The 24,347-nt window shown below is 40.0% G+C and carries 22 protein-coding genes; 11 read left to right on the top strand and 11 right to left on the bottom strand.

Features of this window, described 5'->3' with window-relative positions:
- Positions 1-36: 36 nt before the first annotated feature.
- The 4 genes from NK987_RS08995 to NK987_RS08980 all read right to left on the bottom strand — a co-directional run bounded on the left by NK987_RS08995 (position 37) and on the right by NK987_RS08980 (position 3,462).
- Positions 37-741, bottom strand: a complete 705-nt coding sequence (locus NK987_RS08995) for a tetratricopeptide repeat protein (protein WP_259263574.1) — start codon at positions 739-741, stop codon at positions 37-39.
- A gap of 10 nt (positions 742-751) precedes the next feature.
- On the bottom strand, positions 752-2,167 hold the full coding sequence (locus NK987_RS08990; RefSeq protein WP_259263573.1) for a CCA tRNA nucleotidyltransferase: 1,416 nt from the start codon (positions 2,165-2,167) through the stop codon (positions 752-754).
- A complete protein-coding gene (locus NK987_RS08985) occupies positions 2,164-2,637 on the bottom strand; it encodes a hypothetical protein (protein WP_259263572.1) in 474 nt (157 codons plus the stop codon). Before NK987_RS08985 ends, NK987_RS08990 begins: the two co-directional genes overlap by 4 nt.
- A gap of 144 nt (positions 2,638-2,781) precedes the next feature.
- The gene (locus NK987_RS08980) at positions 2,782-3,462 is read right to left on the bottom strand and encodes an aspartate/glutamate racemase family protein (protein WP_259263571.1); all 681 of its coding nucleotides are present in this window, start codon (positions 3,460-3,462) and stop codon (positions 2,782-2,784) included.
- A gap of 241 nt (positions 3,463-3,703) precedes the next feature.
- Between NK987_RS08980 and NK987_RS08975 the strand changes: the two genes are divergently transcribed.
- The 8 genes from NK987_RS08975 to lepB all read left to right on the top strand — a co-directional run bounded on the left by NK987_RS08975 (position 3,704) and on the right by lepB (position 12,222).
- The gene (locus tag NK987_RS08975) at positions 3,704-5,326 is read left to right on the top strand and encodes a CTP synthase (RefSeq protein WP_258422804.1); all 1,623 of its coding nucleotides are present in this window, start codon (positions 3,704-3,706) and stop codon (positions 5,324-5,326) included.
- A gap of 102 nt (positions 5,327-5,428) precedes the next feature.
- Positions 5,429-7,228, top strand: coding sequence for a membrane protein insertase YidC (yidC, locus tag NK987_RS08970; RefSeq protein WP_259263570.1), 1,800 nt, complete (start codon positions 5,429-5,431; stop codon positions 7,226-7,228).
- 159 nt (positions 7,229-7,387) lie between these two features.
- A complete protein-coding gene (locus NK987_RS08965) occupies positions 7,388-8,071 on the top strand; it encodes a metal-dependent hydrolase (protein ID WP_259263569.1) in 684 nt (227 codons plus the stop codon).
- 7 nt (positions 8,072-8,078) lie between these two features.
- The gene (locus tag NK987_RS08960; protein ID WP_258422679.1) at positions 8,079-8,858 is read left to right on the top strand and encodes a ParA family protein; all 780 of its coding nucleotides are present in this window, start codon (positions 8,079-8,081) and stop codon (positions 8,856-8,858) included.
- Between the two features lie 13 nt (positions 8,859-8,871).
- On the top strand, positions 8,872-9,789 hold the full coding sequence (locus NK987_RS08955) for a ParB/RepB/Spo0J family partition protein (RefSeq protein ID WP_259263568.1): 918 nt from the start codon (positions 8,872-8,874) through the stop codon (positions 9,787-9,789).
- A gap of 51 nt (positions 9,790-9,840) precedes the next feature.
- A complete protein-coding gene (locus tag NK987_RS08950) occupies positions 9,841-10,407 on the top strand; it encodes a DUF5683 domain-containing protein (protein ID WP_259263567.1) in 567 nt (188 codons plus the stop codon).
- 1 nt (position 10,408) lies between these two features.
- Positions 10,409-11,131, top strand: a complete 723-nt coding sequence (gene dapB / locus NK987_RS08945) for a 4-hydroxy-tetrahydrodipicolinate reductase (protein ID WP_259263566.1) — start codon at positions 10,409-10,411, stop codon at positions 11,129-11,131.
- A gap of 14 nt (positions 11,132-11,145) precedes the next feature.
- Positions 11,146-12,222 (top strand): signal peptidase I, encoded by a 1,077-nt coding sequence (gene lepB, locus NK987_RS08940; protein WP_259263565.1) that lies wholly within the window; start codon positions 11,146-11,148, stop codon positions 12,220-12,222.
- Between the two features lie 71 nt (positions 12,223-12,293).
- Here the strand turns inward: lepB and NK987_RS08935 are convergent, their stop codons facing one another.
- From NK987_RS08935 to NK987_RS08920, 4 genes are all read right to left on the bottom strand, one after another.
- Positions 12,294-12,530 carry a (2Fe-2S) ferredoxin domain-containing protein gene (locus tag NK987_RS08935; RefSeq protein WP_259263564.1) on the bottom strand — a complete coding sequence of 79 codons (237 nt, stop codon included), beginning with the start codon at positions 12,528-12,530 and terminating at the stop codon, positions 12,294-12,296.
- Positions 12,531-12,714: 184 nt separating this feature from the next.
- Entirely contained in the window at positions 12,715-13,965 is a 1,251-nt protein-coding gene (locus tag NK987_RS08930) for a DUF819 family protein (RefSeq protein ID WP_259263563.1), read from the bottom strand.
- Positions 13,966-14,012: 47 nt separating this feature from the next.
- A complete protein-coding gene (locus tag NK987_RS08925; RefSeq protein WP_258422672.1) occupies positions 14,013-14,645 on the bottom strand; it encodes an NUDIX hydrolase in 633 nt (210 codons plus the stop codon).
- The gene (locus NK987_RS08920) at positions 14,632-15,315 is read right to left on the bottom strand and encodes a bifunctional isocitrate dehydrogenase kinase/phosphatase (protein WP_259263562.1); all 684 of its coding nucleotides are present in this window, start codon (positions 15,313-15,315) and stop codon (positions 14,632-14,634) included. The genes NK987_RS08925 and NK987_RS08920 overlap by 14 nt, the downstream gene beginning before the upstream one ends.
- A 439-nt stretch (positions 15,316-15,754) precedes the next feature.
- On the opposite strand from NK987_RS08920, the gene aceK reads away from it, so the two are divergent.
- The 3 genes from aceK to NK987_RS08905 all read left to right on the top strand — a co-directional run bounded on the left by aceK (position 15,755) and on the right by NK987_RS08905 (position 20,153).
- Positions 15,755-17,482 carry a bifunctional isocitrate dehydrogenase kinase/phosphatase gene (aceK, locus tag NK987_RS08915; RefSeq protein WP_259263561.1) on the top strand — a complete coding sequence of 576 codons (1,728 nt, stop codon included), beginning with the start codon at positions 15,755-15,757 and terminating at the stop codon, positions 17,480-17,482.
- Positions 17,483-17,614: 132 nt separating this feature from the next.
- A complete protein-coding gene (locus tag NK987_RS08910; protein WP_259263560.1) occupies positions 17,615-18,712 on the top strand; it encodes a DUF6920 family protein in 1,098 nt (365 codons plus the stop codon).
- Between the two features lie 79 nt (positions 18,713-18,791).
- Positions 18,792-20,153 carry a DUF5723 family protein gene (locus tag NK987_RS08905; RefSeq protein ID WP_259263559.1) on the top strand — a complete coding sequence of 454 codons (1,362 nt, stop codon included), beginning with the start codon at positions 18,792-18,794 and terminating at the stop codon, positions 20,151-20,153.
- Between the two features lie 30 nt (positions 20,154-20,183).
- On the opposite strand, the gene NK987_RS08900 is transcribed toward NK987_RS08905, so the two are convergent.
- The 3 genes from NK987_RS08900 to rsmA form a co-directional block, all read right to left on the bottom strand.
- The gene (locus tag NK987_RS08900; protein ID WP_259263558.1) at positions 20,184-22,091 is read right to left on the bottom strand and encodes a sialate O-acetylesterase; all 1,908 of its coding nucleotides are present in this window, start codon (positions 22,089-22,091) and stop codon (positions 20,184-20,186) included.
- 97 nt (positions 22,092-22,188) lie between these two features.
- Positions 22,189-23,556, bottom strand: a complete 1,368-nt coding sequence (gene mgtE, locus NK987_RS08895) for a magnesium transporter (protein ID WP_258422666.1) — start codon at positions 23,554-23,556, stop codon at positions 22,189-22,191.
- Complete coding sequence (gene rsmA / locus NK987_RS08890) at positions 23,544-24,326, bottom strand: 16S rRNA (adenine(1518)-N(6)/adenine(1519)-N(6))-dimethyltransferase RsmA (RefSeq protein ID WP_258422665.1); 783 nt, start codon at positions 24,324-24,326, stop codon at positions 23,544-23,546. Before rsmA ends, mgtE begins: the two co-directional genes overlap by 13 nt.
- Positions 24,327-24,347 lie beyond the last annotated feature (21 nt).

Below are 24,347 nucleotides of genomic sequence, written 5' to 3'. Positions count from 1 at the left end.
TCACTGTTTGGCTTTTTCAATTTTTTGCAACGACGCTTACATTTTGTTTGCTTCTTTGAGATTTTCGATGGCAAGTTCAAAATCAGCTTGAATTTCCAATGCCTGATTCAAAGCTGTAATAGCCTCAGCTTTGTTTTTCTGATACATGTAAACCATCCCTTTTAGGTTCAACGCTGCAGCCTTGAGGGAAACTTCTTGTGTAGTGTTGTCATTTTTTGGAAAGCCTACTTTTTCTTCAGATGATTTAGGAGCCTTTACCAACATATTGATGGAGTTGAGCGCTTCATCCTGTCTGTTGAGGGAATATTGCATGTAGGCAGTTTTGTAAAGGCTAAACAGGTTGTTGGTAAGTAAATAATGCCTTTCAAAATTTGGCAATGCCTTGTCCAATGCGCCTAATTGTTCCAATGAATTGGCTGCAACTTCAAGGGCAATGAGGCTTTTGTCATTCATTTCCAAAACATCCAAAGCAGAAACCGCCGCGGAAGTATATTGACCTGCTTCAAAATATAGTGAAATAAGAGTCTCAGGATAAGTTATATTGGTAGGATTTCTTTCGATCAGTTCAAAGAGTTTCATGCGGGCCACAGCCAAGTCATTGTACCTCAAAGCCAACTGATAAATCTTCCTGTCGATTTCATTTCTTTTTTGGTTTGTCTCAGAATCTACAGGTTTATCTTGGGCAAATACCGAAATGACCATTGCTAACATCAAGGTCACTGTCATCATTATTTTATTCATTTTTCTATCTTTAATTCGTTGTCAATCCTTTTGTGGCGGCTAATTTATATAATAAGTCCATAGCTTCAGCTTTATTGTTTTGAATTTGTCCCTCCAAAATCGCCTCTTTGATTTCTTCTTTAAGTTCTCCCACTATTTTGGAAGGTTTGAGACCAAACAAGGCCATGATTTCCTCTCCTGAAACAGGTGGTTGGAAGTTTCGGACTTGGTCATTTTCCTCAACCTCTTTCATTTTTTCCTCAACTTTGTCAAAGTTGGCCAAAAAACGCTGCACTTTGTTGTTGTTTTTGGAGGTGATATCAGCCCTGCAGAGTTTCATAAGGTCCTCTATATCATTACCTGCATCGAATAGCAACCTTCTTACAGCTGATTCTGTGACTTTTTCGGATACCAAAGAAATTGGTCTCAGGTGAAGCCTGACAAGCTTTTGTACATACTTCATCCGCTCGTCCATCGGGAGTTTCATCCTGCGGAAAATCCCCGGAACCATCCGAGACCCTTTGTCCTCATGTCCATGAAATGTCCAACCGACTTTTTGATTGAACCTCTTAGTGGCAGGTTTGGCAATATCATGCATGATGGCTGCCCAACGCAGCCAAAGGTCGTCTGAAACTTGGGATACATTGTCCAATACCTGAAGGGTATGGTAGAAATTATCTTTATGGGATTTGTCACCCACTGAGTCTACACCTTGGAGCTCGACCATTTCAGGGAAAAACTCATGCAAGAGTTTACTCACAAACAGCAATTTGAAGCCGTATGAAGGTTTGGCTGTCAAAATGATTTTATTCAGTTCGTCAATTATCCTTTCCGCTGATATGATTTGCAACCGATGTGCATCATGCACAATGGCGAGGAATGTATCAGGTTCGATGTCAAAATTCAATTGGGTTGCAAAACGAATCGCCCGCATCATCCTGAGTGGATCATCAGAAAAAGTGATTATCGGATCTGTAGGAGTCCTGATGGTTTTCTTTTTGATATCTCCCATACCGTCAAATGGATCGATCAATTCTCCATAATTATGGGAATTGACAGATATAGCCATGGCGTTGATGGTAAAGTCCCTGCGCTCCTGATCTTCCTGTAAGGTACCGTCCTCAACTATTGGTTTACGGGAATCGTGCCTATAGGATTCCCTTCGGGCTCCTACAAATTCCACATCCCAATCCTCTAAACGGATATTGGCTGTTCCAAAATTTTTAAAAACCGAAAGCGGTACATGTTCCTTAAAACTGTCAGCGACAGCTTTCGCCAATGCAATCCCACTTCCCACGCATACAAAATCAATGTCTTTGCTTGGCCTGTTCAATACCAGATCCCGGACATAACCACCGACCACGTAGGTTTCCAAGCCAAGTTCATCAGCTATCCGCCCTACACGGCTGAAAATTTCAAGTTTGTCTAAATGGGATTTAAAATTCATGCTCTAATTATTTTGACATCCCCGTCAGGGCTCAAAAACATCTCTTTGGTACCTGCACTCAAAAGCGGAAAAAATTCCTCTGTAGCCATATCCCAATCTTTAGATTTGCTAAACTGAAGAATCAATGGCTGAGAAAAAGCAAACAAAAACCTGTTCCAAAAATCCTTTCTGATTACAGAAAATTTGACTTTGCCTTCCAATATCGGTCCGTTTTTTAAAATCCTGTTGACAGGCGTATGGTAAATTGTTGGCTTGGTGGCGTATTCAATGATATCCAAAGAAACCTCCGAAAACTGCTCTGCCACATGCCTGATCTGGAAAACTTCAAAAAAAAGAAATATACCGTCTTGGTCATCTTTTGCAGCGTCCCAACTTTGAGGTGCAACCAACTCCAAAATGGTACCATGACCATCTTTGACCTTGATTCTTCCCTTTTCCTTGAGGATTTTGACTGCATCTTTGATTTCCATTCTGATTTTTTTGCCCCAAAAATAAGGTAGATTATTGGAAGGAGTGCTAAAAGGGATTATAAAGTTTGTGATTAAAAGGCCAATTATCTAATTCGCTCATTAAACTTCTGTAAAATGTGGTTAGAGATTTACCCTCATTTTATTTTAGCTAAAAATAAAATCCACAGCTGCTTTAGCATGTAGTTGCGTAGTGGATATCAAATGAAAATCCGTTTCCTCCTGCTTGATCAGCAATGGCAATTCGGTACATCCCATGATCATTCCTTCTGCTCCTTTTTCTTGGAGAAGTCTCATTTGTTCCAAATAAAAAGCTTTGGCCTCATCGGTAAACTTTCCAAGTGTCAACTCCTTGGAGACGTAATAATGCGATTTGTCCAAGTATACAGCATCAGGAATAATGGTATCAATATCAAAATGGGATTTGAGGTATTTGGGAATAAAATCACCTGTCATCGTTGGTTTGTTTCCTAACAGACCAAGCTTTCGTAGCCCCTGTTTTTGGGCACTTTTTCCGATTGCGTCTGCAATGTGGAGAATAGGGATATTGATTTTAGGTTGAACAAAATCATAGACCATGTGTGGCGTATTGGCGCAGATGACGATGCATTCTGCCCCGCCTGCCTCAAGTTTCTGAGCAGTCTGCAAGTAAGATTTGTTGATCAGGTCTTTATCTTGTTCCCGCATCAGTTGGATATTTTGACTGTAGATCAACATAGGCGGGTTTTGGTCGTGACCCATTCTTTCACCGGCAAATTCATTGATCAATTTGTAATATTCTATGGTGGAGTGCCAGGAAGTCCCTCCGATCAGTCCGAGAAGTTTCATGATGGGAATTTAGTTTTTTTGTTTTGATGACTTTGTGATTTAAGCTACAATTCCTACAATAGCTTTTAAGATGGATTCAAAGAAGCCTGATTTGTTTTTGGCAAAAAAAAGAATCCCTGACTATAAAGCTCAAAACACTTCTTTATATTTTTCCTTTACTCACCTCACGTCCAAATCAAATTTTTCTCCTACCTTTGAATCCCATAAGAATCCAAACAATATTCTATATCCTACCCTTCTTATGGGCTCAACCACCAAATATATCTTTATCACCGGAGGCGTTACATCCTCACTTGGAAAAGGCATTATCGCCGCTTCTTTGGCCAAACTCTTGCAGGCTAGAGGCTTTAGTGCCACCATCCAAAAATTCGATCCTTACCTTAATATCGATCCCGGAACACTCAATCCATACGAACATGGTGAATGCTATGTCACAGAAGACGGTGCTGAAACCGACCTGGATTTAGGTCATTATGAGCGCTTTCTCAACACCCCAACTTCCCAAGCAAACAACATCACCACAGGAAGGATTTACAACAACGTCATCACTAAAGAGAGAAAAGGTGAATATTTGGGAAAAACCGTGCAGGTAATCCCTCATATCACAGATGAGATCAAAAGGAATTTTTTCAAACTTGGAGAAGAAGGCAAATATGATGTCGTGATTACCGAAATCGGTGGTTGCGTAGGTGATATTGAATCACTGCCGTTTATTGAAGCCGTCCGTCAGGCAAAATGGGATATCGGCGCCAACAATATACTTGTTGTGCACCTTACACTTATTCCATATCTCGCCGCAGCCAAAGAACTTAAAACAAAGCCCACCCAACATTCTGTCAAGCAATTGCTTGAAGCGGGGATTCAGCCGGACATCTTGGTCTGCAGAACAGAGCATCACCTTCCTTTGGATGTCAAAAAGAAATTGGCCCTGTTTTGCAATGTGCAGCTAAACTGTGTGATTGAAGCCATGGATGCTGAGACCATCTATGATGTTCCTTTATTGATGAAAAAGGAAAAGCTTGATGAGCGCGTCATGAGCAAACTTAAACTGAGCTCAAAAGTAAATACCGACCTAGAACAGTGGAAGGACTTTTTGGGCAGGTTAAAAAACCCCACGCAGGAAGTCAACATAGGTCTGATAGGAAAATATGTATCCCTTCCTGATGCCTACAAATCTATCATTGAAGCCTTTGTTCATGCAGGTGCAGCCTGCGAATGCAAGGTAAATTTGACATTGATTTCATCTGAAGAATTACTTCCCGAAACAGTCGCCAAAAAGCTTGAACATCTGGACGGCATATTGGTAGCTCCCGGGTTTGGTGAAAGAGGACTTGAAGGAAAGATAGAAACTGTTAAATTTGCCCGCGAAAACAACCTTCCTTTTTTCGGGATATGTTTGGGCATGCAGGTGGCTGTAATTGAATTTGCCAGAAATGTACTCGGACTCAAAGGCGCAAACAGCACAGAAATGGACCCAAATACCCCACATCCTGTGATCGGCCTGATGGAAGATCAAAAAAATGTGGAGCTGATGGGTGGAACCATGAGGCTTGGTTCTTATCCTTGCGAACTCAAAAAAGGAAGCAAGGCGGCCCAGGCCTACGGCAAAGCAAAGATTAGGGAAAGACACAGACACAGGTATGAGTTCAACAACAAATACCTGTCACAAATGGAAAAAATGGGTATGATTCCTTCCGGAATCAATCCTGAGACACAATTGGTTGAAATTATTGAGCTTAAAAACCACCCTTGGTTTTTGGGAACCCAGTTTCATCCCGAATATAAAAGCACAGTTTTGAATCCACATCCTTTGTTTGTGAAGTTCGTAACAGCTACTATTGCCAACAAAAAAACAAATATTTGAATACCAGCCTTATTAGAGAGATAGGTAACACAAAGTAAAAGGGAATTCCTTCTCAATACTTTCTGTTACCTTTAGTTTTCAAAAGGCATTTAAAGTAACTATATGGACAGAAACCAAGCGGCGGGCTTAATCTTATTTGCAGCAGTATTGCTGATTTATTCGATTTTCTTTGCTACCTCCCCCGAACCACTCCCTGAAGAGACAAATAATGTAACACAGAACGTCCAACAGGAACCTGCGGAAACCGATACCATAACAGAAGACATTATTCAGCCCGACAGTATTCAGGACCTGATCGCTCAGCGTCAATTTGGTGTTTTCGCTCCAATGACCAAAGGAACGCAGGAAGAAGTTGTCCTCGAAAATGACCAAATCGCAGTCACTTTCTCCACCAAGGGTGCAGAAATCACCAAAGTGGAACTGAAGGAATTCAAAACCTGGGATCAGAGACCATTGGTATTGTTGGACAATGAAAGTTCAGATTTAAGCTATTCAATTCAGACTGATAAAGGACCTTTAAGTTTAAATGAATTCTATTTCAACCCTACACTTTCATCAACTGAAGTGGAAGGAGTCCCTGTGTCAATCATCACTTTCATTACCAAAGCTGGAACCGGATCAATTACCAGAACCTATTCCTTGGCTGATGGGGGATTTGTTTTAGATAAATCTCTTGAATTTACCGGACTTTCCAACAGCTTAAAAGACACAACCATTTTAGTCAATTGGGATGCTAAGCTTATACGTCAGGAACAGGATATCGAGGAATCAAGGAGGAAAACCAACATCAATTTCTTTACTTCAGATTCAAGCCACGATTATTTGAGTACTACCTCAGAGGAAGATGATGCTGAAGTCCAAGAACCATTAAAATGGGTAAGCTTTAGCCAGAGATTTTTTACCTCAGGGATCATTGCAGATAATAATTTCAGTTCGGCAAAGTTTAACCAACAAACCCCACAAGATACCCTCTCCATCAAAAATGTTCAGGCAGCAATGGTTTTACCATTAGACAACAACAAGGTTGAACTGAGCTATTATTTTGGACCAAACAGGTACAACACCCTGAAAAAAATCACACCGGGATTTGAGAATAACGTCGACATGGGTTATTTCTTTGTCAGCTGGGTGAATAAGTACATTATTGTAAACCTTTTCCAGTTCCTTGAAAAGTACTTCTCCAATTACGGTATCATCATCATCATTATAGTCTTGATTATCAAAATTGCCCTTACACCGCTGACCTACAAGTCATATATCGGTATGGCAAAAATGAGGGTAATCAAACCAGAAATTGATGAACTGAAAGCAAAATATCCTGATGATCCTACCAAAATGCAGCAGGAACAGATGAAGCTCTTTGGGCAATTGGGTGTAAGTCCGATCTCAGGTTGTCTGCCTTTGGTCTTCCAAATGCCCTTCTTGTTTGCAATGTTCTTCTTCTTCCCAAATGCAATCGAACTTCGTCAGCAATCCTTCCTGTGGGCCCATGACTTGTCTACTTATGATTCAATTTTGAGGTTGCCCTTTACAATACCTTTCTATGGATCTCACGTGAGTTTGTTTACGATATTGATGACGGTTTCCCAAATAGCCTATACTCATTTCAACAACCAGCTCACTGCACAGACCGGACCGATGAAAAACCTCGGGTACATCATGCCTGTGGTATTCATGTTTGTACTTAACTCATTCCCCGCGGCATTAAGTTTCTATTATTTTGTATCCAACATGGTAACCTTCGGACAACAAGCGCTGATCAAATTGTTTGTGGATGATGCCAAAATCAGAGAGAAAATTGAGCAGAACAAAGTGAAAAACGTGGACAAGAAAAAGTCAAAATTTCAGCAAAAGCTTGAAGATGCCATGAAAGCGGCAGACGCCAATAAGAAAAACAAATAACAAAAGGGACCCAAAAGGGTCTCTTTTCTTTTTATGTCTTTTCCTTTAAACCTCAGACTATTAACATTTTCAGATAGATACTGTGGATAACAATTCATTTCATCCAAAAATTTAAATGATATATTTGTAAATAGAGCTAATAAAATCATTCTCGCAACCATGATCGAACTGACCTATTTTGGACATTCATCCTATTTAGTAAAAATCAACGGAACGAAAATCCTTTTTGACCCCTTCATCAGCCCTAATCCGAAAGCATCAAAAATAGATGTCTCTTCCATCAAAGCGGATTATGTATTGCTCAGTCATGGACACGAAGACCATTTGGCAGATGCAGAATCCATCACCAAAGCCAATAATGCTATGTTGGTCTCCAATTATGAAATAGCTGTTTGGTTTGCTCAAAAGGGTGTAGAAAAATACCATCCTATGAATATAGGGGGAAGTAAAAAGTTTGATTTTGGAAAAGTAAAGTATGTGAATGCCATTCATAGCAGCACGCTCCCTGACGGTTCCTCAGGTGGTAATCCCGGAGGATTTGTGGTCAAGCATCAAGCAGGATGCTTTTATTATGCAGGTGATACAGCACTTACCTATGACATGAAGCTGATCGGGGAAGAATTTAAAATTGACTTCGCAATACTACCTATTGGGGACAATTTCACAATGGATATCCATGATGCCATCAAGGCCGCGGATTTTGTAGGCACAAAAAAAATTGTGGGAATGCATTACGATACCTTCCCCTACATTGAAATAGATTTGGAAGCTGCAAAAAAAGCAGTTTCAGAAGCAGGAAAAGAATTGATTTTGCTTAATATTGGTGACAGTATTACCCTCTAAAATATTTATGGGAAAAGTTATCGCAATTGCTAACCAAAAAGGGGGCGTAGGAAAAACCACTACTGCCATGAATCTGGCAGCAAGTCTCGCAGTTTTGGAATTCAAGACTTTGGTCATTGATGCGGATCCGCAGGCAAATACTACTTCGGGTCTTGGTCACGATCCAAAAGAAATAGACACAAGTATATATGAGTGCATGGTGGACGGGATAGACATCCACACCATCATCCTCAAAACTGAAATAGAAAATCTGGAATTGGTCCCTTCACACATCGATTTGGTCGGTGCTGAAGTAGAGATGATCAATCTCGAAAATAGGGAGGAGAAGATGAAATCTGTCATCCACCTAGTCAAAGACAAATATGATTTTGTAATCATAGATTGCTCACCTTCATTGGGATTGATCACGATCAATGCGCTTACAGCAGCCAACTCAGTGATTATCCCTGTGCAATGCGAATACTTTGCCTTGGAAGGTCTGGGCAAATTGCTGCATACCATCAAAATCATTCAGACCAGACTCAATCCTGAACTGGAAATAGAAGGAATTCTTCTCACCATGTATGATGTGAGGTTAAGACTTTCAAATCAGGTGGTAGAGGAAGTTAGAATGCATTTCAAAAACATGGTTTTTGAGACAATTATCCCTAGAAACGTCCGCCTGAGTGAATCCCCAAGCTTTGGGCTTCCTGTAATCGCCTTTGATGCAGAAGGAAAAGGAGCTGTTGCTTACCTCAACCTTGCCCATGAAATCGCTGTTAAAAACGGCAAGGAGAAAGTTAACTGATTGAAAGAATATTATGACTGATAAAAAACCTACACCAAAGAAAAGCGCACTGGGAAAAGGATTGGGAGCTTTGTTGCAGGATTCTCCGCAAAAAAACAAAAGTGAGTCCCTCATGCCTTCTTATCCGACGGCCGGGATTTTTGAGATTTCTCTTGATGAAATTCAGGTAAATCCATACCAGCCCAGAACGCACTTTGACAAGGATGCATTGCAGGAATTGGCTGATTCCATCTTGACTCAAGGAATTATCCAGCCGATCACTGTCAGAAAACTGGATGAAAATGAATACCAGCTGATATCCGGAGAAAGGAGATTTCAGGCTTCAAAAATAGCCGGTCTGAAAAAAATCCCCGCTTATATCCGGACTGCCAATGACCAGCAAATGCTGGAAATGGCATTAATAGAAAATATCCAAAGAGAAAACCTCAATTCCTTGGAAATCGCACATTCTTACCAAAGACTTTTGGCAGAATGCAATCTGAAACAGGAAGAACTCGGAGAGCGTGTGGGTAAAAATAGGACTACGGTCAACAACTACCTGAGATTACTCAAATTGCCACCTGATATTCAGGCTGGATTGAGAGACAATAAAATCTCCATGGGACATGCAAGGGCTCTGATCAATGTGGAAAGTATCGACAGACAGCTTGCCATATTTAAAAAAGCAATTCAAGAGGAGTTGAGTGTGCGTCAGGTAGAAGCCCTCGTAAAATCAATCAACGGGGACCGCGAGGAAAAGGAAAACAAAAAAGTATTTCCATTGGATCCTGTAAGGAAATATGAAATCACAAAAATCCAACAAAGACTTGCGAGTCATTTTGGAACAAAAGTGAACCTAAAGTCGGATGCAAAAAACAAAGGAGAAATAAAAATACCCTTTCATTCAACCGAAGACCTGAACAGAATTCTGGAAATTTTGGAGATTATCTGAATCTTGAAAAAGTTTACCACAAACTGGCGTTTGAAAACAACATCTAAAGCAATGATAAGCCTTATTATCGTTGCTGTTTTTGTTTTATTTCCGATAAGTGAAGCCGCCTCCCAAATCCAGATTGTTGCTCCGGATACCGTAAAGGTTGATTATTCCAATTCCGCCATAAAAAACCCAAAAACTGCCACTCTCCTTTCTGCGATGCTTCCGGGAGCCGGCCAAGTTTATAATGGAAAGCCCTGGAAAGTCCCGATCATCTATGCAGGTTTTGCCGCCAATATCTATTTTATAGATTTCAACAATAGGCGTTATGAGCTCTTCAAAGAAGCTCTTGCCATCTTTGATGAGGATCCAAAAGACCCTGAACAACCATTCCCAAGTCTTAACCGTGACGGATTGGTACGGAATGTCAATTACTGGAAGCGGAACCGGGATTTGAATTACTTCCTGTTTATTGGTATTTATGCACTCAATATCATCGACGCCAATGTAGATGCGCATTTATCCGCATTTGATGTGAGTGATGACCTGACTTTCCGGTTTGAACCGAGCTATGAATCATTGAGTGCAGGAGGAGGCAATGTCATGGGATTATCGTTAAAAATTAATTTCTATTGAAATGAACATTCTTTTATTAGGATATGGGAAAATGGGAAAAATCATCGGGGAAATAGCCGAATCCCGTGGACACCATATCGTTGGAAAAATCAATATTGAAAACAGACAGGACTTGGATTTGGTAGACATTTCCAAAGTAGATGTTGCCATAGAATTCAGCTCACCGGAATCAGCCCTTGAAAACATAAGTTGGGCGATTGAGCGTGGCATTCCTGTAGTCTCAGGCACCACAGGATGGCTTGACAAAAAACCGATGGTTGAACAGTTGACTTTGCAGTATAATTCAGCTTTCTTTTACGCCTCCAATTACAGTATCGGAGTCAATATTTTTTTTAAGTTAAACCGGTTTTTAGCATCATTGATGAAAGACCAACCGGAGTATAAAGTGAGTATGGAAGAAATCCACCATACTGAAAAAAAAGATGCACCAAGCGGTACTGCAATCACACTTGCCGAAGGAATTATCAAAGAAGTTCCCCGCATTGAAAACTGGACGCTTTCCGAAGGATTGACCGAAAATGAACAAACTTTACCAATAACTTCCAGGCGGATCGATCCTGCTCCGGGAACCCATATCGTAAGGTATCAGTCTGATATTGATGATATTGAAATCACCCACACTGCCCATAGCCGCAAAGGATTTGCACTTGGTGCGGTTTTAGTGGCGGAATGGATAAAAAATAAAAAAGGCGTATTATCAATGGACGAATTCCTATCTTTCTGAAATTTTAAACTATAATGACTGAAGTAAAAAAGAAAAAATCTGCAACTCGTGAATGGGCAGATGCACTGGTCTTTGCAGTAATTGCTGCAAGCTTAATCCGTTGGCTCCTTCTTGAGCCATTTACTATCCCCACGGCATCTATGGAGAAATCCCTGCTTGTAGGCGATTTTCTTTTTGTGAGCAAAATGCACTATGGAACAAGGATTCCAAGAACTCCTTTGCAGGTTCCTTTGACACACCAAAAAATCTGGGGTACTGAAGCCAAATCTTATGTGGATTGGATCAAATTACCCTATTACAGGCTTCCCGGTTTTTCTGATGTCAAAAGAAATGACGTGGTAGTATTCAATTATCCTTCTGAATTTGAATATCCTGTCGATCTCAAAACAAATTATATCAAAAGGGCGGTGGCTGTCCCTGGAGATATCCTTGAAATCAGAAAAACACAGATTTATGTAAATGGTGAGCCTAGCTCCAATCCTGAGAAAATGCAGTTTTCTTACGATGTGATGTCGGATAGAAACCTTACTCCTGAGTTTTTTGATGAGTATGGCATCAATCAGGACAGTTACATGCCATTCTCAAATGGTTCGGGATACATGGTCATGGCTACTGCCGAATCAATTGAAAGACTTAAAAGCTCACCTGCTGTCGGTTCCATCACGATGAGACAGGACAGAGAGGAATATGGAGATCCGAGAATTTTCCCTGACGGTGTGTATTTCGGATGGAACAAAGACAATTGGGGCCCACTGGAAATACCTGGAGAAGGTTGGACGATTGAGATGACAAAAGAAAACATTGCAAAATATTCTTATACCATCGAGAAATTTGAAGGGCACGAAGATGTCAAAATTCAGGACAATGAGTTGTATATCGATGGCCAAAAGGTCACTTCCTACACTTTCAAACAGAATTATTACTTCATGATGGGCGACAACAGACACGATTCTCTCGACTCAAGGTATTGGGGATTTGTGCCTGAAGACCATATTGTAGGCAAGGCCTGGTTTTTATGGCTATCCCTTGACAAGCATAAGTCGATGTTTAACAAGATACGTTGGAGTAGGTTCCTAAACGGAATCGACTAAAAGCAAAAAGCCGGGATTTAAATCCCGGCTTTTTTTTATGAGTCAAACTGAAATACTTACAAAATTCAGGATTATGCTAATTTTTTCTTTATGGCGGCCAAATCTGCTTTTTTTAATACTTCGTTGTTCACCACCAAAACAGGTGCAGATTTACAAAAATCCATACACTTTGTCTTTATGATTTTATATTTACCTTTATGATCTTCTGATTTGACAAGGTCTTTGAGTTCATGCTGAAGCTTTTTACACCCACATTTTTTGCAGTCAGAACCGTTACAGACAAAAATAAATTTTCGATAACTTCCCATTATGGATTTTTGAAGTGGACAACAAAGGTAACTGGTTTTGGAGAAAGAAAAGGAAAGAGCAGGAAAAACAGCCTTGAAATGAATTCAAACCAACAGGATTTATGGAAAAACCAACCTGCAAAAATTCATATATAACTTCTTTTTTCCTTTCAAACTTCAAGTCCTACTATTTGCTAATTACTACTCAACCATGAACCCATTGCATCAACAATCCGCTGAGGTAAGCACCGTATGTTCCTAAAGCATAACCTAAAACAGCCATCAAAACGCCTACGGGAGCAAGGGAAGGATTGAACGCAGAAGCGACAATAGGTGCAGATGCTGCACCTCCGATATTTGCCTGCGATCCTACTGCCACATAAAAGAATGGAGCCTTGATCAGAAAAGCGACCAAGAGCATGATCATAATATGGAAAAGAATCCAAATGATTCCGATCAAAAATAAGACAGGATTGTCAAATATAGCCATCAGGTCCATTTGCATGCCGATGGTCGCCACTAAAACATAGAGAAGTACAGAACCCAATCGGGACGCTCCCGCTCCTTCGAGTTCACGGGCTTTGGTAAAAGACATCAACAAACCACCGGTAGTGGCAATGACCACTATCCAAAAAAATGTAGAATCTAAGGAATATTGACTTAACTGAGGATAATTTTCTCCAATAAAAGGTGCAACAATATCTGCAACCCAATGCGAAAAACCTGTAACAGCAAAGCCAATTCCCAATATCAGCATGGTATCCGAAAGCGTTGGAATCTTCAAAATTCCAGCCCTATATTTTTCTACTTTCAATTGTAGCTCCAATATCGCAGAACTGTCAGCCTTGAATATACTGTCAATTTTCCTGGGCTTTGCAGCCCAAAAAAGCAATACTGCCATCCAAAGATTGGCTACCAATACATCCACCGCAATCATTTGACTGAATAGAGAGGGACTTGCTCCAAAAACCTCCAACATTGCAGTCTGATTGGCACCTCCGCCTATCCAGCTTCCGGCGATCGTTGACAAACCTCTCCATACTTCATCAGGCCCTACGCCATTTAACATCTCAGGATAAATACCAGACACTACCAACAATGCAAAGGGTCCACCCAAAACAATTCCTATTGTCCCAGCTACAAACATCACCAAGGCCTTGGGCCCAAGTTTTAAGATTCCTTTGAAATCAATACTCAGGGTCAACAAAACCAATGATGCCGGAAGTAAATACCTTGATGCTACTTTATACAAACCTGATGATTCACCTGAAATAATCCCGAATGAATTGAAAAGTGCAGGGATGAAATAACACAAAAGGACAGAGGGAACAATTCTATAAAATTTAACCCAAAAAGGTGATTTACTTGAGGAGGTAGAAAAGACCAAAGCCAGAATGGTCATCAATAATCCAAATACAACGGCATCATTACTGATCAGGGGACTGCTTTCTTGCATGCTTGTAAAATGTTAGACATACAACAATACCACAATTAGGAGAAACTTCAAAACCTGGAATTCTCCCATAAATAAGTGAATTCGCCCAACATCATGGCTGTTGCACCCCACACTACTTCATTGTCAATATCAAAATAAGGCGTTTCAAATCTTGAACCTGAACTTCCCACCACTTGGGTAAGTTTTCTGATTTCTTTGTCTACAAGAACAGGAAAAGGACAGCTAATAATTCTTTCCACTTCTATGGGATCAGGAATAAAATCCGGCTTTTCGGAGATAAAACCAATAAATGGTGTAACCAAAAAATTGCTTGGCGGAATATATACATCGCTAAGTTTTCCCAGCAAAGTCACTTTTTCAGCATAAACTCCTATTTCCTCTTCGGCTTCTCTCAATGCAGTGACGCTCAAATCTCCATCCTCAGGTTCCCATTTTCCTCCAGGAAATGCTATTTGTCCGCTGTGTACTCCCGGATATTCCGGCCTTTTGATAAAAGGAACAAAACTGCTGTCGGAATCAGGAAAAAAAAGCATCAGAACTGCTCCCTTTCGGTGGTCATCCCTGATTGAAAATCTCTCTTCATTGACCCCTCCCGGTAACATCCGGAGCTGTCCTACCCTACCCGGCAATGGGTCTTTCAACAGCTTTTCTAATTTTCTTACAACTTTAATTAGCTCCATTTGAAAAATCGATGTTTTGGAGCTTTTTGGTAAGGTATCCGTTCTTTGGATAATTGGAGGTATAAAGCGGATGTTTAAAAGTCAGGTATTTGTGATCATTGGGCATAATTATCCAAATCTTGGGAGTAATTCCTCCCTCCTCTTCAAAAAACCCTGCGACCATCAAATGGTCCGGACTGACCCAAATGGCATCTTCAAAGCCACCTGAAGGCCCCATAAACATCAATCTTTCTCTCATCCCATTTGATTTGAAATAAATGACTTCAGAATCAGGATTGAATGAAACCTGGGCTTCTTCCGGACGGACCACTTTATAACTATAGATATCAACCACACCCTGACCTTCAGGATTAGGGACAAGGTATCTATAGAGCGGATGGTCCTGTTTTATAAAATTATCCTCGGGCCATTCCAAAGGTTCATAGGTTATTTCCCTTCCTATTTGAAATCCGGAAACATCAAAAGTCGGTACTTGGGATTTCCAATAACCTGTCCAATTATCCAGCTGTTGAAGTCCTGATGCCAAAAGTTGGTTGATCTCCTCTTCCTCAGAAACAGACGACACTTCCTCCGTTTCTTCTGTCTTTTCTTTTTGAAATGAGCAAGAAGCAAAGAAAACCAAGAAGCCAAGAGAAAATCTATTGAGAAGGGATTTGGAAAACCGTCGCATCTATTGATAGGATAAAGAATACGAATGAAATATAAAAACCTCAAAAATCAAAAAAGGTCGGAACATTGTCCCAACCTTTTTTATCTCTCAAACCTATTAAACCTATTGTAGATATTCATTGAATGAATAACGTGCTCGAAAGGTAAATAATGTTTTTATATTGTCCAAACAATCGATTGCGAAAATTATATTTTGTGCTTCTCAAAATCTTAAAACAAACATTTTTAACAGCTTTTTGGATCAGATATCTTACCTTATAACATGTTGAAATACTTAAAAATAACCTCATCCAACAGAAATTTTTATACTTTTTAATCAGCTTTATATTTTGTGAAAAAAAACCAAAATCAATTTTTTTCACAAGGACATAAAAAAAAACCTTGTTATATTCTCGATTTATAAAAAGTCAAAACCAAAAAAGGTCATTTGAGCTATTTCCATGAGTGAGCAATTGATAGATAAGACCGCACAATTCCTCCTTGCAGGATTTGAAACCTACATAAGGGTCTTCAGCGAATTGACGGATTTGACGCCAATCTTTTTCAAAACAAGGAACTGGAAAGCTCTTCAGCAAAACCATCGAAAAAGACTTCGTCTTTATAAAGATCAGGTAAATGCTACCCGCCAGATTTTGAATGAAATTCTCTTGGAAAATACCAACAGTTTTGATTTTTGGAAAAGCGCAAAGGCACATTATTCAATGCTGATTTCAAACAAAAAGGATAAAGAATTGGCAGAAACTTACTTCAATTCTGTAATCCGCAAATCTTATTCAGGTCTTGTCATCAATGAAGATTTGATGTTTGTCCATGAGGGTTATAATTCTTGTGCCATTTATCCAAATGACAACCTTTATCATAGCTATCCTTCGGATTGGGGATTGGACAGAATTATCCAAAAAATTCTTGAAGATTTCGATTTTGGTGTTCCTTATATGAACAAGGAAGAAGATATTAAATTTTTGATCAAATCTGTGAAAGATGTGATTTTGACCAGATACATACCCACTTCAGACAGCACAACCCAAGTTCTGAAATCTGTTTTTTACAGAAACAAAGGTGCTTATGTCATCGGTAGAATCAGGTTTGGGGGAAAATGGATGCCATTCATCATCCCTTTTCTCAACGGACCAAAAGGTGTGTTTGCTGATACCATGATCTTTGACCCAAACCTGATGTCAGGACTTTTCAGTTTTTCCCGTTCCTATTTTATGGTAAAAACAGACATCCCGTCTCAAATGATCTCCTTTCTGAATGCCGTGATTCCAAACAAAAAAATCCATGAACTTTACAACGCCATCGGATTCAACAAACACGGGAAAACAGAATTTTATCGGGATTTCCTGAATCACCTCAGCCAAAGCCAAGACAATTTTGTCCTTTCAGAAGGAGTCAAAGGTATGGTTATGACTGTTTTCACCCTTCCCTCCTACAATGTCGTTTTCAAGATGATCAAGGATTATTTTGACCCGCCCAAAACCATGACGCGACAGGAAGTCCGGGAAAAATACAAGATGGTCGGACTTCATGACCGGGTTGGAAGAATGGCGGATACGCATGAATTTGAAGAATTTCATTTGCCTCTAAATAGAATTGATCCTTTGTTGTTAGAAGAACTCCGCAGTACTGTCAATTCTTTGCTATATACCACTTCCGATGAACTCATCCTCAGGCATGTTTACATCGAAAGGAGGATGACTCCCCTAAACATCTACCTTGACACCTGCTCCACCGAAGATGCCAAACAAGCTGTGGAAGAATATGGCAATTCAATTCTCGAAATGGCCAAAGCAAATATTTTTCCCGGGGATATGATGACCAAAAATTTTGGGGTCACGAGACAAAAAAGAGTGATTTTCTATGATTATGATGAAATCGAATTTTTGACTGACATGAACTTCAGGGAAAAACCAAAACCTGAGACTTTCGAGCAGATTTATGCATCTACACCTTGGTATGACATTGCGCCAAACGATGTTTTTCCCCAAGACTTCAAGCGCTTTATGATCGGAAGACAAGATGTCAAAAACTATTTTTTCGATTACCATACAGATCTTTTTAATCCCGAAAACTGGAAAAAAATCCAGGAAAAAATCATTTCCGGATCGGGCATCCACGCATTTTCTTACCCTCAAAAAATCCGCTTCAGGCCGGATGAGGAAATATAAAATCATTTTCAACCATAGAAAAGTCTTTAGACAAAATCCATTTTCAATGTAAAATCACCTGAAAACCTGACATCTGTCAGGGAATTTTAATTCGGTCTGGATTACATTTGATTATCAAAAATCCAGAAAGCCATGAAAATCTTATTCATGATTATCCTTCTGATTCACGGCCTAATTCACCTACTTGGGTTTTTGAAAGCGTTCCTTCTCGCTGAACTTAACGAAATCACCAACCCCGTATCCAAACCGATGGGATTGCTATGGCTATCAGCAGCTTTGATATTGGTCATTTCAGGTGTATTTATCTTCCTCAAAAATCCACTTTGGTGGCTATTTGCGATCATAGGTGTTCTGATATCCCAAGTGCTGATTATTCTTTTTTGGAAAGACTCTCTATATGGAACCTTACCCAATATTCTGATCCTGACAATATCGTTGATTGCATGGGCAAATTATGATTTTGACAAAAAAATCCAGTCTGAAGTTTCTTCTATTTTGGAAAAAGTACCAAAAGAAATACCCCCAATAATTACTATTGAAGATATTTCTCCCCTACCTGAACCGATCCAAAACTGGCTTAAAGTTTCGGGTATTATTGGAAAACCAGCTATCCAAAGTGTCTACATGTCACAAAAATACCAGATCAAGCTAAAGCCAGAACAAAAAAAATGGTATCCGGCATTTGCAGAACAATATGCGACAGTAATTGATCCGGCATTTGTCTGGCAGGCAGAGATTAAGATGATGCCTGTGATCAGTGCATTTGGTAGAGACAAGTTTATAAATGGAGAGGGAGAGATGGATTTTAAGCTTTTATCAGTTTTTGCTGTGGCTAATGATGGTCCGAATCCGCAAATCAATGAGGCTGCTTTGCAGCGCTTTCTGGGAGAAATGGTATGGTATCCTTCCGCTGCTTTAAGTAATTATGTTGTATGGAAAGATTTGGGTCCACAAACAGCAAAAGCCACAATGACTTTAAAAAGCCTTTCAGGATCCGGAATTTTCACCTTTGATGAAGTGGGCCATGTTAGGAGTTTTTCAGCCCTAAGATATCAGGGTAGTGGTCCTGATGCCAAAAGATCCGAATGGACAGTAAATATCACCTCAACAAAAGAATTTGAGGGGATTATGGTGCCTTCTTCCGGTGAAGTTACCTGGAAATTAGAATCAGGGGATTGGACTTGGGCAAGGTTCGAAATAGAAGATTATATTTTGAATCCTGAAGATTAGAATTTCCGATTTTCCAATTTGTAAAAATTCCTATGCATATCATTTTAATCTTTAATTTGCGAGAGTTTATCCAGATAATATGAATAAAGCGCTACTACTTCTTTTAATTACTTTTTTGATCCCAACAGCTGTAATGGCTCAGTTTCCTTACGTCGGAATCCAAAACAGCCAAAGAAAAGGGATAATCAGTGCGATGATGAATCCTGCTGAAATGAACAACTTGTCCCGATCAGTTGAAGTGCAGTTTTTTGCAGGAAATGCGGCCTTTGGAAATAATGTACTCACTTTTTCGGAAACACTGGAATACAGCAATGACCTTTGGAACAAAATGATGGAAAGGGCGGATCAGCCTGTCAATGGAAATACTGACGGATCGGTAATCATTCCTTCCTTTGGAATGAGGACAGGAAAATGGTCTTTTGGTCTTATTTCCCAAGTACAGAGTAGGGCCACCATCTTGAATCTCAATCCTGAATTGGGAAGGTATGTAACTGAAAATGAAGTGAATTTCGATTTAATCCGCCTGGCAATAAACAATCCTAACAATCAAAGGGCCAACACCGCGACATGGTTTGAATCGGGTATAGTAGTCGGTAGAGAAATCTGGAAAAGCCCAAAAAGCAAATTATCGGTGGGTACAAATTTCAAATTACTCTTCCCTACAGGATATACCAATATTGGGGTGGGAAATTTGAGGGGTACTTTGGTAGTGGATCAAAGTGAAGTCAGTTTGACTAATGCTGAAGGTATCATTAATTTTTCTTATAATGAATCTGTGGTGGATACAAGGAATTTTAATATAGATTACAATAACCTGTCATTTGGAAATTTGAATGGGTTGGGATTTGACATTGGGTTCAATTATCAATTGAAAAATAACAAAGGAGTATGGTTGAATACCGGTATGGCATTTAGAAATATCGGTAAGTTAACTTTCGGAGGTGGTCAAAACAATCAGACCTTCAGGATGTCCATCCCTGAAGGAGAATCATTCCGGATAGACCTTTTAGAACCCGATTTAAAAGCAATAGAAAGGGATTTTTTGGAAAGTGGCTATTTTTCCAGAGAATCCAATCAGGATGGTTTTGTAGTAGGACTACCTACGGTATGGGCTGCAAATGCAGATTTGAAATTAACGGATAAGTTTTTTGTAAGCCTTTATGGACAGACATTCATTCAAAACAAAAACAATAACCTTCAGATTCCGGCCATCAACCTTATAGCCCTGACTCCCAGTGCAATTTTTGGAAAATTTGAAGTTTATTCTTCTTGGGGATATTACGACATTACTGGATTTACAGGCGGACTTGGATTCCGGTATGGCGGATTCTTTATAGGTTCACAATCCGTGATGACGGCTTTGATAAATCAGTCAAAAAAAGCCGACATACAGATCGGCTTAAGTTGGGGCTTTGGAAAGAAAACTTCAGGAAATTTTTAAGTTATCAATCCTTTCGAAGTCTTCAGGAATTTACTGAATCTTTTGTCTAAAAGGCACTGCAGGCAAGTCGAGACTATTGTATAAATTGACTTCGGGATTGTCGGCCCAAGCATACCTGATTTCGGTCGGGTTTTTGATTGCGGCACTATACACCTCTACTTGGTTTGGACCAATGATACTTCCTTTTGCGGATTCAAAATTCCCATCTTCCCCTTTAAGAATAAAGCCCAATACTTCAGTTCCTGAAGTCAATTTCAAACTATCCCCAACAAAATCAAAAGTGATGATTACTTTGTCACCTTTCTTTTCGGCTTTGGAAACAGTAGGACCTGCATGAACTACTTCTTCTCCATAAGCCACTTTTTTGGCAGCCTGCCACAGTCTATGACCCACATCTTTTTTATTTCTCGGATGAATATCATCAGCATTGCCAACATCAATGGTCACAGCCATTCCGGTGTTTGGCAGTTCTAAAGTTTGGGTCTGAGCCTCTCTCAAAAATGCCCAATCAGAATCCGGCTGAACATCCTTCCTTTCCATAAAATTGGCTAATTGAACAAATAGAAAAGGAAAATCACCTATTCCCCATGCCTCTCTCCAGTTTTGGATCATTGTGCCAAATAACTGTTTGTAGTATTGATGTTCTCCGGCATTACTTTCTCCCTGATACCAAATCACACCCTTTATTGGATATTTCACGATAGGAGCAATCATGGCATTATACATCATTCCAGGAAGCCAATTGTACCATTCTACCTTTGGTATTTCCTCCTCCACTTTATTGTTATATTTCCACTCTCCCTCAAGGGATATTTTCTTCCCTCGTGATTTGATAAAAAACTCACCGCTTTTGCCCAAAACAGGTGAATTGTTCCAAGTATTGACGATCCTCACAACCAATAAATTTTCTCCTTTGACTAGCATTCCGGCTGGGAGAGTAAATTCTTTTACCGCATCTCCATAATCTTTTACTAAGAGTCTGCCACCATTGAGGTAGATATAGGCCATTTGTTGGATATCACCAAGGTTTAAAGTGATATTTTCGGTTTCTGTCAAAGTGAACTTCTTTCGAAACCAAGCTATGTCAGAGAAAGGATTGTCTCTGGGAAGGTTAACAGTCTGCCAATTGCTGTCATCGAAATTGGTATTGACGACTCCTTTGATTTCACCGTTTTGTGGGGCAGCGACAAGTTCATTTCTTTTTAATTCCCTAAGCTTGTTATCGATTACTTCTTGGATCCAATATTCTTTTCTTTCTTCGACATCTTTTGCTTTTTCAGAATACGGCGGGAAATCAATCAATTTGCTCGAGGCCGTCCAACCTTCTGCGGGTGTTCCGCCCCAATTGCTTTCAATGATCCCGATCGGAACTCCTTTTTCAAGATGATTTCTCTTTGCAAAAAACCAAGCTACAGCGGAAAAATTGAGGATATTGTCCGCATTAGCCATTCTCCATTCCCCTCCTCTGACATCATTTTTTTTGACGGCATCATAATCATGGGGGATTTTGAAAAATCGGATCAGGGAATAATCACTGTCTGCAATTTCTTCCTGAAGCCCTTCCACCTGTGCACTCATCACCCACTCCATATTGGACTGGCCACCGGCTACCCACACATCACCGACCTGCACATCCCGGATTTTTTTTCCGTTAACATCTAGTTCGAATGGTCCTGAGGCAGGCATGGGATCGAATTCTACCATCCAAAAACCCGCATCGTCAATCTCCGTTTCCTTTTCCTGATTATTGAATTTGGCAAGCACTCTTTTGCCGGGAGTGCCGTCCCCCCAAACTCTTATGGGTTGATTTCTTTGTAAAACCATGTGGTCAGCAAAAAACTTAGGCATATATACTTCTGTCAAAGGTTCGTTAGATTGACAGGAAAAAGTTGCCACAGCAAATAAAATGAGCGTGGTTTTGAAAATCGAATTTAACATAGATACAGGTTATTTTGGGTACGGACGAAATTATTTATTCAGCGAAATTGTGTCAAGAAAATTTGTAAAAACCTTGAAATTCATGACCAAAATCCGTTTATAACTTTAACAAAAGCATCGCCACACCAAAATAAACCGATAGACCTAAGAGGTCATTGGCAGTAGTGATAAATGGACCAGAAGCAATGGCCGGATTGATTCCAAACCTATCCAAAACCAAAGGAGTGACGGTCCCCATAAAAGACGAAAGCAAAACAACACAAAACATTGCCAGGCCGATCGTAAATCCAAAAATACTTTCAAAACCATATATGAAAACAACAACCAAAAATACAAAAGTAGCCAAAACAACGCCATTGACTAAAGCAATCAACAATCCTTTGATAAAACGCTGCCATGGAGTATCATCAAAAACAGATTTGGATGCCAAAGACTGCACGACCAATGAGGAAGACTGGATACCGACATTTCCTCCCGTAGCCGCCACCAAGGGGATAAAGGAAGCCAATGCAATATATTTGCTGAGGCCGACTTCAAAAAACCCGATGATCTTTGCTCCCATTAATCCTCCGATAACCCCGATCAACAGCCATGGCAAACGTGCTTTAGAAATCCTAAAGATGGAATCCGATTCCTCCACATCTGCCGAGATACCTGTCATAGCCTGGATGTCCTCTTCAGATTGCTCTCTTATCAAATCCAAAATATCATCCACTGTAATCCTGCCGACGAGCCGGTTTTTTGCATTTACCACAGGAACCGATTCAAGGTCATATTTTCTCATGATCTCGGCAACTTCCTCACCCTCCATATGGGTAGGGATGGAAATCAATTCCGGCTCATAGATATCAGAAATTTTGGTATCTGAAGAAGCAAGGATGATCTTTTTAAGCGAAACCCTACCCAAAAGATGTTGCCTGTTGTCCACCACATAAATGGAATAGATTTTCTCTACTTTTTCAGCCTGCCTTCTGATTTCTTCTATAGTCTGGACTACATTCCAGTTTTTGTTTGCCCTGATAAATTCTTTGGCCATCAGACCCCCTGCTGAATCCTCATCATATCGGAGGAGATCTAGGATATTGGCCGACTTCTCTTTTTCTTGCAGGTGACTGATGACATCTTCCCTGTCTTTGGTGGGCATCAGGATCAGGATATCGGCGGCATCATCAGATTCCATCTGATCGATCAAACCTGCCAATTCGGTAGTTTCCAATTCTCGGATTACCTGAATCAAAGAATCTTCATCCAACTCTATCAAAATATCAGCTGCAGTAGTTGCCGGAAGCAACCTCAAAACATAGATCGCCTCATCCATATTGAGTTCGTCCAATAAGGAAGCGATATCCGCTACATTAGCCCCTTCAAAGGACTCAATGATGAAACTGTTGTTTTGGATTTCAATACTGTCCTGAAGGCTTTCCAGATATTCTTTGGAAAGTTCAAATGATTTTATTGGTTCCAAGATTCCTGTATTTTAAGCGTTAAACCGATAAATTCCTGCACATCCAACTGCTCTGCCCTTTTGTCCATGATGGGATCTTTGCTAAGTTCCTCAGAAATGCCTAAAGATTTTAGACAATTTCTCAATGTCTTTCTCCTTGTTCCAAAACCTTGCTTCACGACCCTGAAAAACAGTTTTTCATCACACTCCAATTTGTTCACCTGATTTCTTTTCAATCTGATCACCCCTGAATTTACTCTTGGTGGAGGATTGAATACCCCGGGAGGTACCGAAAACAAATATTCAATATCATAAAACGCCTGCAACAAAACGGATAAAATCCCATAATCTTTGTTTCCTTTTGGAGAAGCTATCCTTTGGGCCACTTCTTTTTGCAACATACAAACTACCTCTGTCACTTGATTTCTTTGGTCCAATACATTGAAAAGTATCTGTGAGGAAATGTTATATGGAAAGTTCCCGATAATAGCATAAGGGTCCCGCATAAGTGACGCAAAATCCTTTCTCAAAAAATCAGCTTCAATGATCTTTTCACCAAGATCAGGATACTTCTCTCTTAGGTATTTGATCGATTCCCTGTCGATGTCGACAAGGTAAAGGTCCCATTTCTCCTTTAAAAGGAAATCAGTCAGCACCCCCATTCCAGGTCCAATCTCAAGGACTTTGGTGATGGCTCCATGACCCGTAATGGCCTTGGCAATATTCTCGGCAATTCCCAAATCTATCAGGAAATGCTGTCCAAGGTGTTTTTTGGGTTTGACCTTTTCCATGCGGTATACTCTAATTATTTT

Source organism: Aquiflexum gelatinilyticum (genome assembly GCF_024813435.1).
Taxonomy (GTDB): Bacteria; Bacteroidota; Bacteroidia; order Cytophagales; family Cyclobacteriaceae; genus Cognataquiflexum; species Cognataquiflexum gelatinilyticum.
This window is presented reverse-complemented; position numbering and strand designations above follow the sequence as displayed.

Coding starts and splice junctions, on each gene's coding strand:
- NK987_RS08995 (WP_259263574.1), bottom strand. CDS start 741: ATGAATAAAATAATGATGACAGTGACCTTGATGTTAGCAATGGTCATT.
- NK987_RS08990 (WP_259263573.1), bottom strand. CDS start 2,167: ATGAATTTTAAATCCCATTTAGACAAACTTGAAATTTTCAGCCGTGTA.
- NK987_RS08985 (WP_259263572.1), bottom strand. CDS start 2,637: ATGGAAATCAAAGATGCAGTCAAAATCCTCAAGGAAAAGGGAAGAATC.
- NK987_RS08980 (WP_259263571.1), bottom strand. CDS start 3,462: ATGAAACTTCTCGGACTGATCGGAGGGACTTCCTGGCACTCCACCATA.
- NK987_RS08975 (WP_258422804.1), top strand. CDS start 3,704: ATGGGCTCAACCACCAAATATATCTTTATCACCGGAGGCGTTACATCC.
- yidC (WP_259263570.1), top strand. CDS start 5,429: ATGGACAGAAACCAAGCGGCGGGCTTAATCTTATTTGCAGCAGTATTG.
- NK987_RS08965 (WP_259263569.1), top strand. CDS start 7,388: ATGATCGAACTGACCTATTTTGGACATTCATCCTATTTAGTAAAAATC.
- NK987_RS08960 (WP_258422679.1), top strand. CDS start 8,079: ATGGGAAAAGTTATCGCAATTGCTAACCAAAAAGGGGGCGTAGGAAAA.
- NK987_RS08955 (WP_259263568.1), top strand. CDS start 8,872: ATGACTGATAAAAAACCTACACCAAAGAAAAGCGCACTGGGAAAAGGA.
- NK987_RS08950 (WP_259263567.1), top strand. CDS start 9,841: ATGATAAGCCTTATTATCGTTGCTGTTTTTGTTTTATTTCCGATAAGT.
- dapB (WP_259263566.1), top strand. CDS start 10,409: ATGAACATTCTTTTATTAGGATATGGGAAAATGGGAAAAATCATCGGG.
- lepB (WP_259263565.1), top strand. CDS start 11,146: ATGACTGAAGTAAAAAAGAAAAAATCTGCAACTCGTGAATGGGCAGAT.
- NK987_RS08935 (WP_259263564.1), bottom strand. CDS start 12,530: ATGGGAAGTTATCGAAAATTTATTTTTGTCTGTAACGGTTCTGACTGC.
- NK987_RS08930 (WP_259263563.1), bottom strand. CDS start 13,965: ATGCAAGAAAGCAGTCCCCTGATCAGTAATGATGCCGTTGTATTTGGA.
- NK987_RS08925 (WP_258422672.1), bottom strand. CDS start 14,645: ATGGAGCTAATTAAAGTTGTAAGAAAATTAGAAAAGCTGTTGAAAGAC.
- NK987_RS08920 (WP_259263562.1), bottom strand. CDS start 15,315: ATGCGACGGTTTTCCAAATCCCTTCTCAATAGATTTTCTCTTGGCTTC.
- aceK (WP_259263561.1), top strand. CDS start 15,755: ATGAGTGAGCAATTGATAGATAAGACCGCACAATTCCTCCTTGCAGGA.
- NK987_RS08910 (WP_259263560.1), top strand. CDS start 17,615: ATGAAAATCTTATTCATGATTATCCTTCTGATTCACGGCCTAATTCAC.
- NK987_RS08905 (WP_259263559.1), top strand. CDS start 18,792: ATGAATAAAGCGCTACTACTTCTTTTAATTACTTTTTTGATCCCAACA.
- NK987_RS08900 (WP_259263558.1), bottom strand. CDS start 22,091: ATGTTAAATTCGATTTTCAAAACCACGCTCATTTTATTTGCTGTGGCA.
- rsmA (WP_258422665.1), bottom strand. CDS start 24,326: ATGGAAAAGGTCAAACCCAAAAAACACCTTGGACAGCATTTCCTGATA.